Source organism: Ruegeria sp. CH6 (assembly GCF_056537005.1).
In genome coordinates this window covers 219,437-234,417 of sequence record NZ_JBQFQS010000001.1, presented here as the reverse complement: position 1 = coordinate 234,417, position 14,981 = coordinate 219,437, and the positions used below count along the sequence as shown (strand labels likewise).

The following is a 14,981-nucleotide window of genomic DNA, read 5'->3' as shown; positions in this document are numbered from 1 at the left end:
AAGTTTATCTATCCTCCCCCCGCCGTCTGGCGAGGCGTTAGCACTCAAGGGTAGAGAGTGATAACGACGCATAGCTAGGGGGTCGGTCAGAGCGAGTCAACAATATCGACTGAACTTTTTTGATCTGCCTAATGGCTTTGGCGGGATCAGTTGGTTTCTTCCCAACTGTAGGCCCAGTGTTTCAGGCCTTCGGTCCCGGTCTCTGACAAGGCATAGACACCCTTTTCGACCTTATCGAACCAGCCGTAGTGATTGTCACGCATCAGGCGCGTCGCCGCTGCGACGCCAGTGGCCTTGGCCACGTCGGCCCCTTTGGCCGCACCGCATTCCGCCAGGTGTGCCGCGCATTTCAAGGCATCCTGACGATAGGCTGTGACAATCCCATGCCGTGTAGCGCCACCAGAATTGGGATCGCCTTGCAACCGGTCAAACTCGCGTAAGAGTCTGGCTTTGCGGATATTGGATTTGCGCGGCGCATAAGGACCGGGGTCACATTGCACCTCAACCCTGCCATCTTGCCGAACCGTGATCAGCCCCAGACCCAGACGGCGACACAGGGCCAGATTGTCCCGCAGCGCGCGCCGTGCAGTTTTTCCCGTGGGCTTACACACCGCAATATACACCTGATCCGTCATCTTCAGCCGAGCAATGGCTTGATGAAACAGGGCCAGCGAGAACCGCAGCTTCAGCTCAACGATCACGGGATCCTCTCCCTCGCGCAGCGCGACGATGTCGGCTGCGCCCACTTCACCTTTCACGGCATAGCCCTGACGCTCCAGCAGCGCTTTGACGGGTGGGTAGAGATCCTGTTCGCGGTCCATTCGGCCATGCTAGGCAGTTTGGCCGGGAATGCCAGATGTCACGGGCAAAACCTCTAAATCAAATGGTTGCACCTGCTTACGCAGCAAGGCAACACTGTCCCTGAGCCAATAATCACACTGCCGGGATGGAACCGATGCGCCTGTTCAGCTTTTTCTTCTGCCTATTGCTGCCTCTGTCTGCACATGCAGCCTGCGAAGGGCGCGATCTTCGGCTGGATATGACAGCCGAACAACACCAGCAACTGGATGAAGCCGTGAGCCAAATCCTGTTTCCCGAAGGCAATCATTGGATCGCCCGCAAGGAGGATACGGTCCTGCATCTTATTGGCACCCTGCACACCAATGATGAGCGGATGGGAGAGGTGATCGAACGACTGTCACCCACACTGAGCGAGGCTGACGCGTTCTATTTCGAGATCACGCAGGATCAGATGGAGGCGTTCCAGAAGGACCTTGAAAAGGACTTCAGCCCTGTGCTGATCACCTCCGGGCCAACTCTGATCGACTTGATGGGCGAAGAGGATTGGGCCGTATTTTCCGCAGCACTCGCTGAACGTGGAATTCCGGACTGGATGGCAGCCAAGATGCGCCCATGGTTTTTAAGCATGATGCTGGGCCTGCCACCCTGCCTGATGACCACCCCCGACGCTGATCGCGGCATGGACAAGCGCCTCTCCGAACTGGCTGAGGCGAAAGGCATCCCCCAATACTCGCTGGAACGTGTTGAGGACGTGATGAACATGTTCGACAGCCACCCGATCGAAGAGCAGGTACAATCGCTGGTTCGGCTGGCCGGTGCGTTGCAGGCTGGGGACGATCACCTGATCACGATGGCCAACGCATATCTCGAAGAAAAGCACGCCGAAATTCTGCAGCTTGCCAAGCTTCAGGGGCTTGAAGCATCCGGCCTGACACCGGAGGAATTCGATGCCGAGTGGAAAGGCTTTGAAGACCAGTTGCTGGTGCAGCGCAACGCTAACTGGATGGAGCAGATTCTGGACATCAAGGACCAGACCATCGTGATTGCGGTTGGCGCCGGGCATCTGAGCGATGAATACGGGCTGCTAAACCAGTTGCAGCAGGCCGGGTACACCCTGACGCGCGCTCCGTTCTAGCAGGAACCGGCAGGTCTCAGACCAACCGTCGCAGACGGGCTGCTGCAGGGTGACAAGCGGGATTAGCCGCCCTATAAGGCGCGCAAATTTCCAATCCTCAGGACGCTGATATGACAACCCAAGTATTTGGTCACAAATCCCCCGATACCGACTCGACCGGTTCGCCCATCCTGTGGGCATGGTACCTGAACGAAGTCAAAGGTGAAAAGGCCGAGGCCGTGCTGTTGGGTGAGCCCAATACCGAAGCGGCGTTCATGCTGCAGCGGTGGGACCTGCCCAAGCCGCAAATCATCGAGGACGTAACCGAGGATGCACCGGTTGTCATCGTCGACACCAACAACCCGGCCGAGCTGCCCGCCAGCATCAACAGCGCCGATATCCGCGCCATCATCGACCACCACAAGCTGGTCGGTGGTCTGGAAACCAAAGGCCCGATCGACATCACAGTTCGCCCGCTGGCCTGCACCGCAACCATCATGGTCGATCTGATGGGTGACGACGCCGCAAAGATGCCCGAAGCCATCAAAGGCGCGGCACTGACCTGCATCCTGTCCGACACGCTGGAGTTCCGCTCGCCCACCACCACCGCGCATGACCGCGCCGTGGCCGAAAAGCTGGCAGCTGATCTGGGGCTGGACGTTTCGGCCTATGCCGCCGACATGTTCGCGGCGAAATCAGACGTGTCCTCGTTCTCGGACGCGGAACTGATCCGCATGGACAGCAAGGAATACGAAGTCGATGGCACCAAGTTCCGCGTCTCGGTTCTGGAAACCACCGCGCCGGGCGTTGTTCTGGACCGCAAAGCCAGCCTGGCGAGCTCGATGGTTGACGTTGCCAAGGAAGACGGCGTTGATCAGGTTCTGCTGTTTGTCGTCGATATCCTGAACGAAGAGGCCACCCTGCTGGTTCCGAACGATCTGGTTAAAGGCGTTGCTGAGAAGAGCTTTGGTGCGACCGTTGATGGTGACGCTGTGGTCCTGCCCGGCGTCATGAGCCGCAAAAAGCAGATCATCCCGAACCTGAAGGTTTGATTGCCAGCCAAACCAAACTAAGAGGCGTCCAATCGGGCGCCTTTTTTCATTGCGACTAAGGATTTGCGCGTTAGACATCCATTGATAAGCTGATGTTGTTGGCCCTTCAATGAATTGGACCAGACAACAGCATGAGTGTACGAAGTTTCAGCACCACGCGGGATATCCTGCGATTTGAAGGTAAGGACAAAGCCGCCTATTGGCGCCGCTTTGCCATGCTTCTGACCCTGTCCGTTGTGATTGCCACGATGGGTATGTTGCGCAATTCCGGGGCCGTGGTGATAGCGGCGATGCTGGTTGCGCCCCTGATGACACCCATTCTGGGCGTTGCGGCTGCGATGGTGATGGGTTGGCTGAAACGCGCGTTGACCCTGGCGCTGATCGTGTGCTGCGCTGCGGTTCTGTGCGTTCTCATGGCCTGGTTCATGGTGTATGCGGCCGACGTTCCGCGGGGCGTTCTGATCCCTGATCAGGTTCTGGCGCGCACCGACCCGGGGACCGAGGACCTGATCGTTGCTTTGGCCGCAGGTGTCGCCGGGGCCTATGTTCAGGTCAACCGGTCCGAGCTTAGCTTGTTGCCCGGCGCGGCAATCGGTGTCTCGCTGGTTCCGCCGCTTTCGGCATCGGGAATTCTGCTGTATTTCGGCGAGCCAGCCGAGGCCTATGAAGCCGGTTTGCTGTTTGCAACAAACCTTGGTGCGATCATCCTGTCTGCCTGTGCCGTGTACATCGTTTACGCTGCCCGCTCAGTCGCGTTTGGCAAAGGCAGGCGCAAGCTCAACTTCACGGCAAGTGTGTTCGTGACGCTTGCCTTTCTGGCCGCTGTGGTCATTCAACTGGGGAAATCGACCTACAATCGCTATCTGGAAACCCGCACCGAAGCCGAAGTGGCGCAGGCAATTCGGGATTGGGCCGATCCGGTTTCGGTAGAGATCATCCGCATAGACGTCAACGCAAAGCGGAAGCAGGCCGAAGTTTGGCTGATCGTCGACCTTCCGGCAGAGGCTCAGTTCAAAGTCTCGTCTGTCGCCGGTTTGTTGCCAGAGCAGCTGCGTGAAAACCCCTTGGTCGACGTGCTTCAGGCCGAGCTTGGCCCCGGTTACCTTGCAATCATCCGGTATCAGACACGCATCGGCGCTCAGATCATTCTGGGCACTGAGAACGTGCAACAGGCACCTGATGTCGAAGAGATCACTGAAGACAACTAGCAGCAGCTTATGTGCGATGCGGGATGGTCAAGGCGCAAAAGCTTTGCCATAGCTGTCGCGACTCCGAATTCTGACCCAGAGGCCCTCATGACCCAGATCGTCACCTCGCTTGCCGAGATCTCCGACCGCTACAAGGCACTGTTCGTCGATCTGTGGGGCTGCGTCCACAACGGCATCACCGCCTATCCCGAAGCTGTCGAAGCGCTGAAAGCCTATCGTGAACGTGGTGGCAAAGTGGTTCTGGTCACCAACTCTCCCAAACCGCGGGCGGGTGTTGCCGAACAGTTGACGCATTTTAACGTCCCGGCAGATTCCTATGACACCATTGCCACCAGTGGAGATTCAGCCCGGTCTGCGATGTTCCGCGGTGAAGTGGGCGAAAAGGTCTATTTCATGGGGGAATGGGAACGCGACGCCGGTTTCTTTGAACCTCTGAAACTGCTGGATCACCCGCTGCACGTCGAACGTGTGCCACTGGATGAGGCCGAAGGCATTGTGTGCTGCGGCCCGTTCGATCCTATGGCTGACCCGTCAGTGAACCGTCCTGATTTTCTTTATGCCAAGCAAAAAGGTCTCAAGCTGCTCTGCGCGAACCCCGATATTGTAGTTGATCGCGGTGAAATTCGGGAATGGTGCGCGGGTGCGCTAGCCAAGCTCTATACTGAAATGGGCGGTGAGAGTCTGTATTTCGGGAAACCCCACCCGCCAATCTACGATCTGGCCCGGCGGCGGTTGCACGCCCTTGGGGTGGATGTCGCAGATTCCGACATTCTGGCCATTGGCGATGGCCCTCATACCGACATCGCAGGCGGTATGGGTGAGGGCATTGATTCCCTGTTTATCACCGGCGGTCTGGCTGCATCCGAGACAAAAACGTCGTACCAGCCAGACCCCGATGCTCTAAGCAGCTATATTGAAAAGGAAAAAATCAACCCAACCTACTCGATCGGCCGCTTGCGATAGTTAAAAAGGGGCTTGATTTTCTGCGCCTGCAAAGTAATAAAGTTGCCAACCTGCGGCCATGGGTGATTTTTTGTTTCCCGGCCATCATTGAGTGAGGGCGACATGTTGGACAATCTTCCGCGCGGAACGATCTGCATCGAAGACATCGAAATGGGCATGACCCGGTACCTGCGCAAAGTGGTGACGGACGAAGACATTGAGATGTTTGCTCAGGTTTCAACCGACCGGAATCCTGTGCATCTGGATGATGACTATGCGCGCGACACGATTTTCGAGGGCCGTATCGCACACGGCATGCTGACGGCCGGTCTGATCTCGGCAGTTATCGGCGAACAGCTTCCCGGTCACGGAACAGTCTATATGGGCCAGTCCCTGAAGTTTCTGGCACCCGTTCGTCCCGGAGATATGGTCTACGCAGAGGTTAAGGTGATCGATATCGACTTTGCCAAGCGCCGGGTAAAACTGGACTGCCACTGCGCCGTTGACGGCAAAAAGGTCCTGATTGGTGAGGCAATGGTTCTGGCGCCGTCCAGAAAGTTCGACTGAACCTCAGCCTACCTTCCATGTTCAGAGGGCGCCGGTCACGGCGCCTTTTTTAATTGGCGGGCTTTGCAATCGGTCGAATTGTCGTAGAACTTGCGCATCAAAATTCTTAATTCGAAACGATTTCAGTATCTGCCATGGCCGCCTACCGCTCTTACATGATCTGCAGCAGCCCGCGCAGCGGCAGTACTCTGCTGTGCAAACTGCTCGAGGCGACAGGCATCGCCGGGAAACCTGAATCCTACTTCCATTCGCCCAGCCTTGAAGACTGGCTGGAAAGTTGTGAGCCTAAGATCGGCGACTATCCCAATGTTGATGCAGCGCGGGTTGCTGTCATTCGGGCAGCGCATGCAAAAGGACTGGCGGGCTCGGACGTGTTCGGATTGCGAATGCAGGGAAAGAGTTTGGAGTTCTTTCTGGAACAACTCGGGAAGTTGCATCCCGATCAACCAACTGATGTGGCGCGGTTTCAGGCCCAGTTTGGCAAACCCCTGTTCATTCACCTGACCCGCAGCGACAAGCTTGGTCAGGCGGTCTCGTTCGTGAAGGCAAGACAGACCGGGCTATGGCACAAAAACTCGGATGGCAGTGAGTTGGAGCGCCTCTCTCCTCCAGCTGAACCCGTCTACAACCGGGATGAGCTTGAGCGATGTAAGCATGAGTTCGAGGTGTTAGACGCGAGATGGATGGATTGGTTTGCGCAAGAGGGCATTAGTCCTGTGACCATTCATTATGATCAGCTTGCCCGAGATCCCAAAGGCGAACTTGCAAGGGTGCTTTCTGCTCTGAAACTTGATCCCAGCGTCGCGCGCACAGTGGCCACACCAACCGCAAAACTGGCGGATAGCACCAATCAGGACTGGGTCCGGCGGTTTCGGACAGAAGATGCTGCACCCCGGGCGCGTTATTGACTGAATCAGGTGCTTGAACCCGGCCCCCAGTCCCGCTAGGCAAACGGAATGCAGATCATTCGGGATTTCCAGTTTGTTGAGCCAGAAGACCGAGGCGCCAGTGTTGCGATCGGCAATTTTGATGGCGTTCATATCGGTCATCAGTCGGTGATTGACCTTGCCCGCAATGAAGCACCGGATGCGCCGTTGGGTGTGCTCACATTCGAGCCTCACCCGCGCGAATACTTCGCACCCGACGCCCCGCCATTTCGCCTGATGCGCGGCAATGCCCGCGCCCACCGGCTTGAGAAACTGGGCGTTCAGAAACTATACGAATTGCCGTTCAACGCTGCACTGGCCGGGTTGTCGCCCGAGGAATTTGCCCGAAACGTCATCTGCGACGGTCTGGGGTTGGCACATGTCGTGGTCGGGGCCGATTTCTGTTTCGGCAAGGGTCGCAGTGGAACAGCACAGGATATGGAACGGTTCGGGCGCGAAATGGGCTTTGATGTCACAATCGCCCCCTTGATGGAAAGATCGGAAAACATTGTGTCATCAACTGCTATTCGCACAGCACTGACCGAAGGTCGTCCACGCGACGCGGCTGCGATGCTGGGGCACTGGCACCGGATCGAAGGCGAGGTAGTCGGAGGAGAGCAGCGCGGGCGAGAGCTGGGCTTTCCCACGGCCAACATGTCGATCGAAGGGCTGCACCCGCCAAAATTCGGGGTCTATGCCGTTCTGGTCGACGTTCTGGATGGACCGCATAAGGGCAGCTATCACGGCGCGGCCTCGGTCGGGACCCGGCCGATGTTCAACGGTGAAATCCCCAATATCGAAACATTTCTGTTCGATTTTTCCGGCGATCTTTATGGCTCTACCCTATCTGTTGGTCTCGTCGATTACTTGCGCCCCGAGATGAAATTTGATGGGCTGGATGGGCTGGTTGCCCAGATGGATTCGGATTGCAGCCAGGCGCGCGATATTCTGGCCGAACTATGAGCAAGGACCCGATTGAACGCGCGGGCCTGTCGCCGCGTTTCTGGGAACGCAAACCCATGCGCAAGCTGAACAAGCGCGAATGGGAAGCTTTGTGCGACGGTTGCGGCAAATGTTGCCTGAACAAGTTGGAGGATGAGGACAGCGGCGAGGTTGCCCTGACCTGCGTCGCCTGCCGCTTGCTGGATGATGAGTCCTGCCGCTGCACGCAGTACGAAATCAGGCATCAGTTTGTTCCGGAATGCATCGTAATGACCCCGGACAACATAGATGAACACGCCTACTGGCTGCCCCAAACCTGCGCCTATCGGCTGCTTTGGGAAGGCAAACCCCTTTACGACTGGCACCCGTTGCTGTCTGGTACGCCGAACAGCGTCCATGCCGCCGGCGTATCGGTTCAGGGACGCACCGTCTCGGAGTTCGAAACTCCCGAGGACGAGTGGGAAGAATACATAATTGAGGAGCCTATCTGATGCATTTCGCCTCTGACAATTCCGGACCGGTTCATCCGGAAGTTCTGGCCGCGCTGACCGAGGCCAATCAAGGCTATCAGATGGCCTATGGCGCAGACACGTTGATGAACGAAGTGCGCGATCAGATCCGCGGTATTTTCGAAGCGCCGGGGGCAGCAGTCTATCTTGTCGCCACGGGAACTGCTGCAAACTCACTGGCTCTGGCCACACTAACAAAGCCATGGGAAACGGTGTTCTGTTCACCGGTTGCACATATCCACGAGGATGAATGCAACGCGCCGGAATTCTACAGCGGTGCCAAGCTGACGCTGGTTCCAGGTGAGGACAAGATGACGCCCGAAGCCCTGCGCGGGTCGATCCTTGCCGAAGAAACCCGTGGCGTTCACGGCCCTCAGCGTGGTCCGGTTTCGATTACGCAGGTGACCGAGCGTGGGTCGGTTTATTCGCTGGGCGAACTGCAGGCACTGTGCGGCGTCGCCAAGGAATATGGGCTACCTGTGCATCTGGATGGCGCACGTTTCACCAATGCGATGGTCGCGCTGAATTGCTCGCCCGCTGAAATGACGTGGAAGGCCGGTGTAGATGCCGTCAGCTTTGGCGGCACCAAGAACGGTCTGATGGGGGTCGAAGCGGTAGTCTTTTTTGACGAGAGCAAAGCCTGGGAGTTCGAGCTGCGCCGTAAACGCGGGGCACATCTGTTTTCCAAACACCGCTATCTGTCGGCGCAAATGGCGGCCTATCTGCAGGATGATCTGTGGCTGAGGTCAGCGCGTCAGGCCAATGGCAACTGCGCCCGCCTCGCCGATGGCCTGCGTGCAGCAGGTGCTGAATTCTTGCACAAGCCCCAAGCCAACATGATTTTCGCCAGCTTCCCGCGCAGCAAACACCGCGCCTTGCACGACGCCGGTGCGGTCTATCATCTGTGGGGCGCTGAGCTGGAAGGCGAAGACGAAGATGAAATGCTGGCCTGCCGACTGGTGTGTGACTGGTCGATCGGCGAAGAACAGATCGACCAATTCATTTCGCTGCTCTGAGCCTATTCTGACCGGGTGTTCTCTTTTGCACCCCAGAACCTGAGTATCTGTTCAGCCGTTTCGTGTGGATGGGATATGGGCAGCATGTGCCCTGCCCCATCTATCACTCGGTCCGATGCAGATGGCAGACGGTTCTGAAGTCCGGTGTTGATCACCTGAATCGTGGGCTGTGTCCGTGATCCCCGCAAAAGCAGGACTGGCATCGTCGCGCGATCCAGTTGACCGGCTTTCAACAAACCAAGCCGGTCATCAAACAATACATCCTCAACCGGGGCGACCAGTTGGATACCCCGCTCCATCGCTGCCCGTGTTCGTTCGGGTAAATCCGGCCACCGGGGGCCGTCATCCAAAGTCCACATCCGATTGAACAACCGTGCAGCAAGCCTGTATTCCTTCGCGGCCAGCGCAGTCAGATAGGGCTGAGCCTCGCGGTCATGATCCTGAACCAGATGTGGCGCATCGTGTTTCACGACGGCGAAAAACACGGGTTCGATTAGGACAGCACTGCGAACAAGCTCGGGATATTCGACAGCAAGCCGCAATGCGATCATCCCGCCGAACGAATGACCGATGACATCCATGGGCTCGGTCAGTTGATCCAGAGCTTGTCTTGTCACAGCATCAAAAACATCGCCCTCACCATCCCAGTCTGGGCTTTGCCCGTGAAACAGCATGTCCGGTGCAATCAGTGTCGCCTCATCCTTCAGCGCGGCGGCCAATCCGACCCAGGCCCTTGAGTGGGCTATGGTGCAGTGCAGGGCGAGCACTTTGCGCTCCCCCTCTCCCAATTGCCGGACGAAAGTCGCTTGAGACGATGAGGCTTCGTCCTTCACCCCTTGGTCTCCGCCAGATGCCGGTCCAGATCATCCAGCCGATCCTGACCCCAGAAACGCTGGCCATCCGGCGTGATGTAGAACGGTGCACCAAACACACCGCGATCCACGGCCTCTTCAAGATTTGCTGCGTAGGTTTCGGCGCCCAGCAACAGGCCGCTGTCAGCCAGTTTGGGATCAAATCCCGCCTGCGTCAGGCAATCCCGGATGACATCATCCTGCGCGATGTCTTTATCCTCGGCCCAGCAAGCTCGCAGGATCGAGTGGCACAGCTTACCCACATCGCCTGAACCGTCCTGAATGGCGGCAATGATTGCATATGATGACGGCGCGGCATTTGTTGGCCAGTGCGCGGGCTGCAGATTGAAATCCATTCCCAGATTGCGGGATTGGCGCAGCAGTTCCTGCGCCCGGTATTCTATGCGGGAAATGTGCCTGTCTTTGGGCGGCGTTCCCCCGGTACGGCCGAACAGAGCGATAATGTCCAAAGGTTTGTAGGCGATCGTTGCACCATGTTTCGCCGCAACTTCCTCGAGTCGCATGCCTGCGAGATAGGAATAAGGCGACAGTGTCGCAAAAAAGTAGTCAATGTCGGCCATGTGCACTTTCTCCGCTACGTTATCTTTGCGGGACGGTAAGGCCATGCTAAGCGGTGTCAACATCACGAATCTGTCACATTGCCATTGCTGCCCGGGGATTTTCAGCCGATGCCGACACTTCACGAACCCAAGCTAATCGCTGGGAACGCCAATCTTCCTCTTGCCGAAACCATTGCCCGCCGAATGAGCCTGCATCGCGGTGTTGACCAGGGTCTGGTCGACGCACGCGTCGAACGGTTCAACGACGGCGAGATCTTTGTCGAGGTCTTCGAAAACGTTCGCGGCGAGGATATGTTTATCATCCAGCCGACCTCGAACCCGGCCAACGACAATCTGATGGAGCTGCTGATCATCGCTGACGCACTGCGCCGCTCATCAGCGCAGCGTATCACCGCAGTCATTCCTTACTTTGGCTATGCCCGTCAGGACCGCCGCACCAAGGCCCGCACACCGATCAGCGCCAAACTAGTCGCGAATATGCTGACCGGCGCGGGGATCGAACGCATCCTGACCATGGACCTGCACGCCGCCCAGATTCAGGGCTTTTTCGATATGCCCGTGGACAACCTCTATGCCTCGCCGATCTTTGCTCTGGACGTGAAAAACCAGTTCAAGGAACAGATGGATGAAATCATGGTGGTTTCGCCGGATGTAGGTGGCGTCGCCCGTGCTCGTGAGCTGGCCAAGCGGATCGGTGCACCTTTGTCTATCGTCGACAAACGCCGCGAAAAGGCGGGTGAAGTTGCTGAGATGACAGTAATCGGTGATGTGAAAGACAAGATCTGCCTGATCGTCGACGACATCTGCGACACCGCCGGAACACTCTGCAAAGCTGCGCAGGTTCTGATGGATAACGGTGCCAAGGAAGTTCACTCGTACATCACCCACGGTGTCATGAGCGGCCCTGCTGTTGAGCGAGTGACCAACTCGGTCATGAAGTCGCTCGTTCTGTCCGACACCATCCAACCGACGCCTGAAATCGCAAAGGCATCGAATATCCGCATCGTGCCAACAGCACCGATCTTCACACAGGCGATCCTGAATATCTGGAACGGCACAAGTGTTTCCTCGCTATTCGAAGACAAGACGCTGACACCGATCTACGAGTCGCTATATCACGCGAAGTAATCCGAACCGGGCGGCCTGCTGAGGCCGCCCGGTTTCCTTTCCGGTCAACTGCGCGACGATAACTGCAGATGGCCGCCTTCCCAACCTTCTTGACTGCGACCCGTTTAATGTTTGCAATGATCCAATGTCGTTGCATGCGTTTTGAATTTTGCTCCGTAGCCAAAAAGGACAGGTTGTTGCTGGAATACTCCACGTTTCGAGAACGTCCGATCCCCGTAACCACAAACCCTCCTACAGCTCTGGACTATCGAGAGTTCCCTGTGGACCAAAATGATCCGCGCGCTCAGGAACCTCTGGTCGATCTGGCTGACTACGAGATACCAAGTTTCAATTTCTACGCCCGCAGGGACGGCCTGAACACGCCCTACCGGCGTTGTTTTGCCACTTCGGACCCACATGTGCGAGTTCGCAAAGCTCTGGCTGAACGGCTTGCGGATATCAATGAAGAGCTCGCCAATCTGGGCATTGAGATTTATGCGCTGAATGGATTTCGCCCGCTCTCGGTCCAGCAGGAACTTTGGGACTTTTTTGTTGCCCGGGCGCGCAGGTCATTGAAAACCCCGACCGATGAGGAATGTATCGCCTTTGCGGGCCGGTATTGTTCGGACCCCCGCAGCTTTGATCCTGATGACCCACGTACTTGGCCAACGCACATCACCGGAGGCGCGATTGATCTGACGTTGCGAAACAAAGATACTAAGGAACACCTCTTCTTCGGCGGAATTTTCGATGATCCCTCGGACATTACGCACACCACCTATTTCGAAGAGATCCTGTGTTCGGTGGATGGCGATCCGGAACAATTGTCGCTCAGCGATCAGGAGGCTCTGCAAAATCGTCGACTATTATACTGGGCGATGTGCAGTGCCGGATTCACGAATTACGCATATGAATGGTGGCATTTCGATCTTGGAACGCAGCTTTGGGCGGCAAATCGGTCACTCGCTGCCGCTGGCGAACCAAAGCATGCTTGGTATGGCCCCGCGTCGACATAGCTTGCAGGCCAGAGCAGGCACGTTCAGGAGATATCCCAGTCATCCTCGTGCGCCACTTCCCCGATCGCGGTCCATGCGGCGCGAATGCGGGCGATGCGGGTGTCGGACCATGTACGGAACACGGCATTGAAGCCCTCGGCTGTGATGTCCTCGGCTTTCACTTCGGCACGCAACGCAGACGAGGTATCCACATCCCAGAGGGAGACACCAATCTGTAAAACCGGAGGCAACCGGAATGGCTGACTGAACCTAACTGATTTGCGCCTTTCGCGCGGTCCCTGACCAGTCCACATGCTGCCACCATCGGAAAACTCCGAGAACAACAATACTTCGCCTTGGTCGATGCCGATTGGATGGGTCCGAAAAGTTTTCATTCTGTGATCTTTGTACTTGAATATAAAAGCCTTAGCCTGCCCCAGCAGGAAAATCACCAATAAAAAAACGGCCCCGCCTGGCGGAGCCGTTCATAATGATCAGAAAGTCACGGAGCCTTACAGGCTCATGTGCGTCCCAAGGGCTTCCATGTCGGCCAGCAGCTTGGCAGCATCGTCGACGATGGTTTGATCATCGCCAGTCTTTGCCGCCTCGTGCGAAGCGCGGGCCTCAGCGATCAGGTCGTCCAGATGCGACCGGGTCACTTCGGCTACCGGAATGGCCTTTTCGGCCAGAACCGACAGGCCATCGCCGTTGATCTGAGCAAACCCACCGGTGACCAGGTACTCGCTGGACCCTTCGGGTGCTTCGACCTTCAGGATGCCCGGGCGCAGCGTGGTAATTGTGGGGGCATGATCGGGCATTGCCGTCATGTCCCCGTCCGCGCCGGGAATCTGGACCGCGGTGGCCGCGAGCGAAGCAAGGCTCCGCTCTGGGCTGACGAGGTCGAATTGCATCGTGTTTGCCATCAGGGATACTCCTTAGGCGGCTTCTGCGGCCATCTTCTCCGCTTTGGCGATCACTTCTTCGATGCCGCCAACCATCAGGAAGGCCGCTTCGGGCAGGTGATCGTATTCGCCAGCAACAACCGCTTTGAACGACGCGATGGTCACATCCAGAGGAACCTGAACGCCGGGCGAACCGGTGAAGACTTCGGCCACGTCGAACGGCTGCGACAGGAAGCGCTCGATCTTACGGGCACGTGCCACGGTCAGTTTGTCCTCTTCCGACAGTTCGTCCATGCCGAGGATGGCGATGATGTCCTGCAGCGACTTGTAGCGCTGGAGGATCTGCTGAACGTCGGTCGCAACCTTGTAGTGCTCTTCACCAACGATGGCCGGGTCGAGCAGACGCGAAGTCGAGTCGAGCGGGTCAACCGCAGGGTAGATACCCTTTTCCGAGATCGCACGGTTAAGAACGGTGGTCGCGTCAAGGTGAGCAAACGAGGTTGCCGGCGCAGGGTCGGTAAGGTCGTCCGCAGGCACGTAGATCGCCTGAACCGAGGTGATCGAGCCCGACTTGGTCGAGGTGATGCGTTCCTGCAGGGCGCCCATGTCGGTGGCCAGTGTCGGCTGATAACCCACCGCCGAAGGAATACGACCCAGCAGAGCCGAAACCTCGGAGCCCGCCTGCGTAAAGCGGAAGATGTTGTCGACGAAGAACAGAACGTCGGTACCGGACTGGTCGCGGAACTGCTCGGCCAGTGTCAGACCGGTCAGAGCAACACGTGCACGTGCTCCCGGAGGTTCGTTCATCTGACCGTAAACCAGGGCCACCTGCGATTCCGACAGGTTGTCCGGCTTAATAACGTTCGATTCGATCATCTCGTGGTACAGGTCGTTCCCTTCACGGGTACGTTCACCAACACCCGCGAACACCGAGAAGCCCGAGTGCACTTTTGCGATGTTGTTGATCAGTTCCATGATCAGAACGGTTTTACCAACGCCGGCGCCGCCGAACAGGCCGATCTTACCGCCTTTGGCGTAAGGGGCCAGCAGGTCAACAACCTTGATGCCGGTCACCAGGATTTCCGACTCGGTCGACTGTTCGTCGAACGCGGGTGCGGGCTGGTGGATTGCGCGGGTTTCAGATGCAACGACGTCGCCCTTTTCATCGATCGGCTCGCCGACAACGTTCAGGATACGGCCCAGAGTAGCATTGCCAACCGGAACCGAAATCGGTGCGCCTGTGTCGGTTACTTCCTCGCCACGGACCAGACCTTCGGTCGCGTCCATCGCGATGGTGCGGACAGTGTTTTCACCCAGGTGCTGAGCAACTTCCAACACCAGACGTTTGCCGTTGTTGGTGGTTTCCAGCGCGTTCAGAATTTCAGGCAGCTGATCTTCGAAGTGCACGTCGACGACGGCCCCGATGATCTGTGTGACTTTGCCTTTTGCATTCGCCATGTTTCGTCTC

General features: G+C 57.3%; 17 protein-coding genes. 11 read left to right on the top strand and 6 right to left on the bottom strand.

Annotated elements, in window-relative coordinates; translation table 11 throughout:
- Positions 1–146: 146 nt before the first annotated feature.
- The gene (locus tag ACR0CW_RS01220; RefSeq protein WP_480786547.1) at positions 147–821 is read right to left on the bottom strand and encodes a DUF2161 domain-containing phosphodiesterase; all 675 of its coding nucleotides are present in this window, start codon (positions 819–821) and stop codon (positions 147–149) included.
- Between the two features lie 134 nt (positions 822–955).
- On the opposite strand from ACR0CW_RS01220, the gene ACR0CW_RS01215 reads away from it, so the two are divergent.
- The 9 genes from ACR0CW_RS01215 (at position 956) to ACR0CW_RS01175 (ending at position 9,077) form a co-directional block, all read left to right on the top strand.
- Positions 956–1,936, top strand: a complete 981-nt coding sequence (locus ACR0CW_RS01215; RefSeq protein ID WP_480786546.1) for a TraB/GumN family protein — start codon at positions 956–958, stop codon at positions 1,934–1,936.
- 110 nt (positions 1,937–2,046) lie between these two features.
- Positions 2,047–2,967 carry a manganese-dependent inorganic pyrophosphatase gene (locus ACR0CW_RS01210; RefSeq protein ID WP_480786545.1) on the top strand — a complete coding sequence of 307 codons (921 nt, stop codon included), beginning with the start codon at positions 2,047–2,049 and terminating at the stop codon, positions 2,965–2,967.
- Between the two features lie 131 nt (positions 2,968–3,098).
- Positions 3,099–4,175 carry a DUF389 domain-containing protein gene (locus ACR0CW_RS01205; protein WP_480786544.1) on the top strand — a complete coding sequence of 359 codons (1,077 nt, stop codon included), beginning with the start codon at positions 3,099–3,101 and terminating at the stop codon, positions 4,173–4,175.
- 87 nt (positions 4,176–4,262) lie between these two features.
- Positions 4,263–5,138, top strand: a complete 876-nt coding sequence (locus ACR0CW_RS01200; protein ID WP_480786543.1) for a TIGR01459 family HAD-type hydrolase — start codon at positions 4,263–4,265, stop codon at positions 5,136–5,138.
- Between the two features lie 102 nt (positions 5,139–5,240).
- The gene (locus tag ACR0CW_RS01195) at positions 5,241–5,684 is read left to right on the top strand and encodes a MaoC family dehydratase (protein ID WP_420584711.1); all 444 of its coding nucleotides are present in this window, start codon (positions 5,241–5,243) and stop codon (positions 5,682–5,684) included.
- Positions 5,685–5,818: 134 nt separating this feature from the next.
- Positions 5,819–6,592: a Stf0 family sulfotransferase gene (locus ACR0CW_RS01190; RefSeq protein WP_480786542.1), complete on the top strand. Its 774-nt coding sequence runs from the start codon at positions 5,819–5,821 to the stop codon at positions 6,590–6,592.
- A 48-nt stretch (positions 6,593–6,640) separates the two neighbouring features.
- A complete protein-coding gene (locus ACR0CW_RS01185) occupies positions 6,641–7,573 on the top strand; it encodes a bifunctional riboflavin kinase/FAD synthetase (RefSeq protein ID WP_480786541.1) in 933 nt (310 codons plus the stop codon).
- Positions 7,570–8,043, top strand: a complete 474-nt coding sequence (locus ACR0CW_RS01180; protein WP_480739644.1) for a YcgN family cysteine cluster protein — start codon at positions 7,570–7,572, stop codon at positions 8,041–8,043. Before ACR0CW_RS01185 ends, ACR0CW_RS01180 begins: the two co-directional genes overlap by 4 nt.
- Positions 8,043–9,077, top strand: a complete 1,035-nt coding sequence (locus ACR0CW_RS01175) for a threonine aldolase family protein (RefSeq protein WP_480786540.1) — start codon at positions 8,043–8,045, stop codon at positions 9,075–9,077. The genes ACR0CW_RS01180 and ACR0CW_RS01175 overlap by 1 nt, the downstream gene beginning before the upstream one ends.
- Positions 9,078–9,079: 2 nt before the next feature.
- On the opposite strand, the gene ACR0CW_RS01170 is transcribed toward ACR0CW_RS01175, so the two are convergent.
- The gene (locus ACR0CW_RS01170) at positions 9,080–9,910 is read right to left on the bottom strand and encodes an alpha/beta fold hydrolase (protein WP_480786539.1); all 831 of its coding nucleotides are present in this window, start codon (positions 9,908–9,910) and stop codon (positions 9,080–9,082) included.
- A complete protein-coding gene (locus ACR0CW_RS01165; protein ID WP_480786538.1) occupies positions 9,907–10,509 on the bottom strand; it encodes a DsbA family protein in 603 nt (200 codons plus the stop codon). The genes ACR0CW_RS01170 and ACR0CW_RS01165 overlap by 4 nt, the downstream gene beginning before the upstream one ends.
- A gap of 108 nt (positions 10,510–10,617) precedes the next feature.
- On the opposite strand from ACR0CW_RS01165, the gene ACR0CW_RS01160 reads away from it, so the two are divergent.
- Positions 10,618–11,637 carry a ribose-phosphate pyrophosphokinase gene (locus tag ACR0CW_RS01160; RefSeq protein ID WP_155144874.1) on the top strand — a complete coding sequence of 340 codons (1,020 nt, stop codon included), beginning with the start codon at positions 10,618–10,620 and terminating at the stop codon, positions 11,635–11,637.
- 134 nt (positions 11,638–11,771) lie between these two features.
- A complete protein-coding gene (locus ACR0CW_RS01155; protein WP_480786537.1) occupies positions 11,772–12,632 on the top strand; it encodes a M15 family metallopeptidase in 861 nt (286 codons plus the stop codon).
- Positions 12,633–12,655: 23 nt separating this feature from the next.
- Here the strand turns inward: ACR0CW_RS01155 and ACR0CW_RS01150 are convergent, their stop codons facing one another.
- The 3 genes from ACR0CW_RS01150 to atpD form a co-directional block, all read right to left on the bottom strand.
- Positions 12,656–13,006 (bottom strand): H-type lectin domain-containing protein, encoded by a 351-nt coding sequence (locus ACR0CW_RS01150; RefSeq protein ID WP_480786536.1) that lies wholly within the window; start codon positions 13,004–13,006, stop codon positions 12,656–12,658.
- Positions 13,007–13,123: 117 nt separating this feature from the next.
- A complete protein-coding gene (locus ACR0CW_RS01145; RefSeq protein WP_155144877.1) occupies positions 13,124–13,534 on the bottom strand; it encodes a F0F1 ATP synthase subunit epsilon in 411 nt (136 codons plus the stop codon).
- A 12-nt stretch (positions 13,535–13,546) separates the two neighbouring features.
- Positions 13,547–14,971 carry a F0F1 ATP synthase subunit beta gene (atpD, locus tag ACR0CW_RS01140; RefSeq protein WP_155144878.1) on the bottom strand — a complete coding sequence of 475 codons (1,425 nt, stop codon included), beginning with the start codon at positions 14,969–14,971 and terminating at the stop codon, positions 13,547–13,549.
- Between the last annotated feature and the right edge of the window lie 10 nt (positions 14,972–14,981).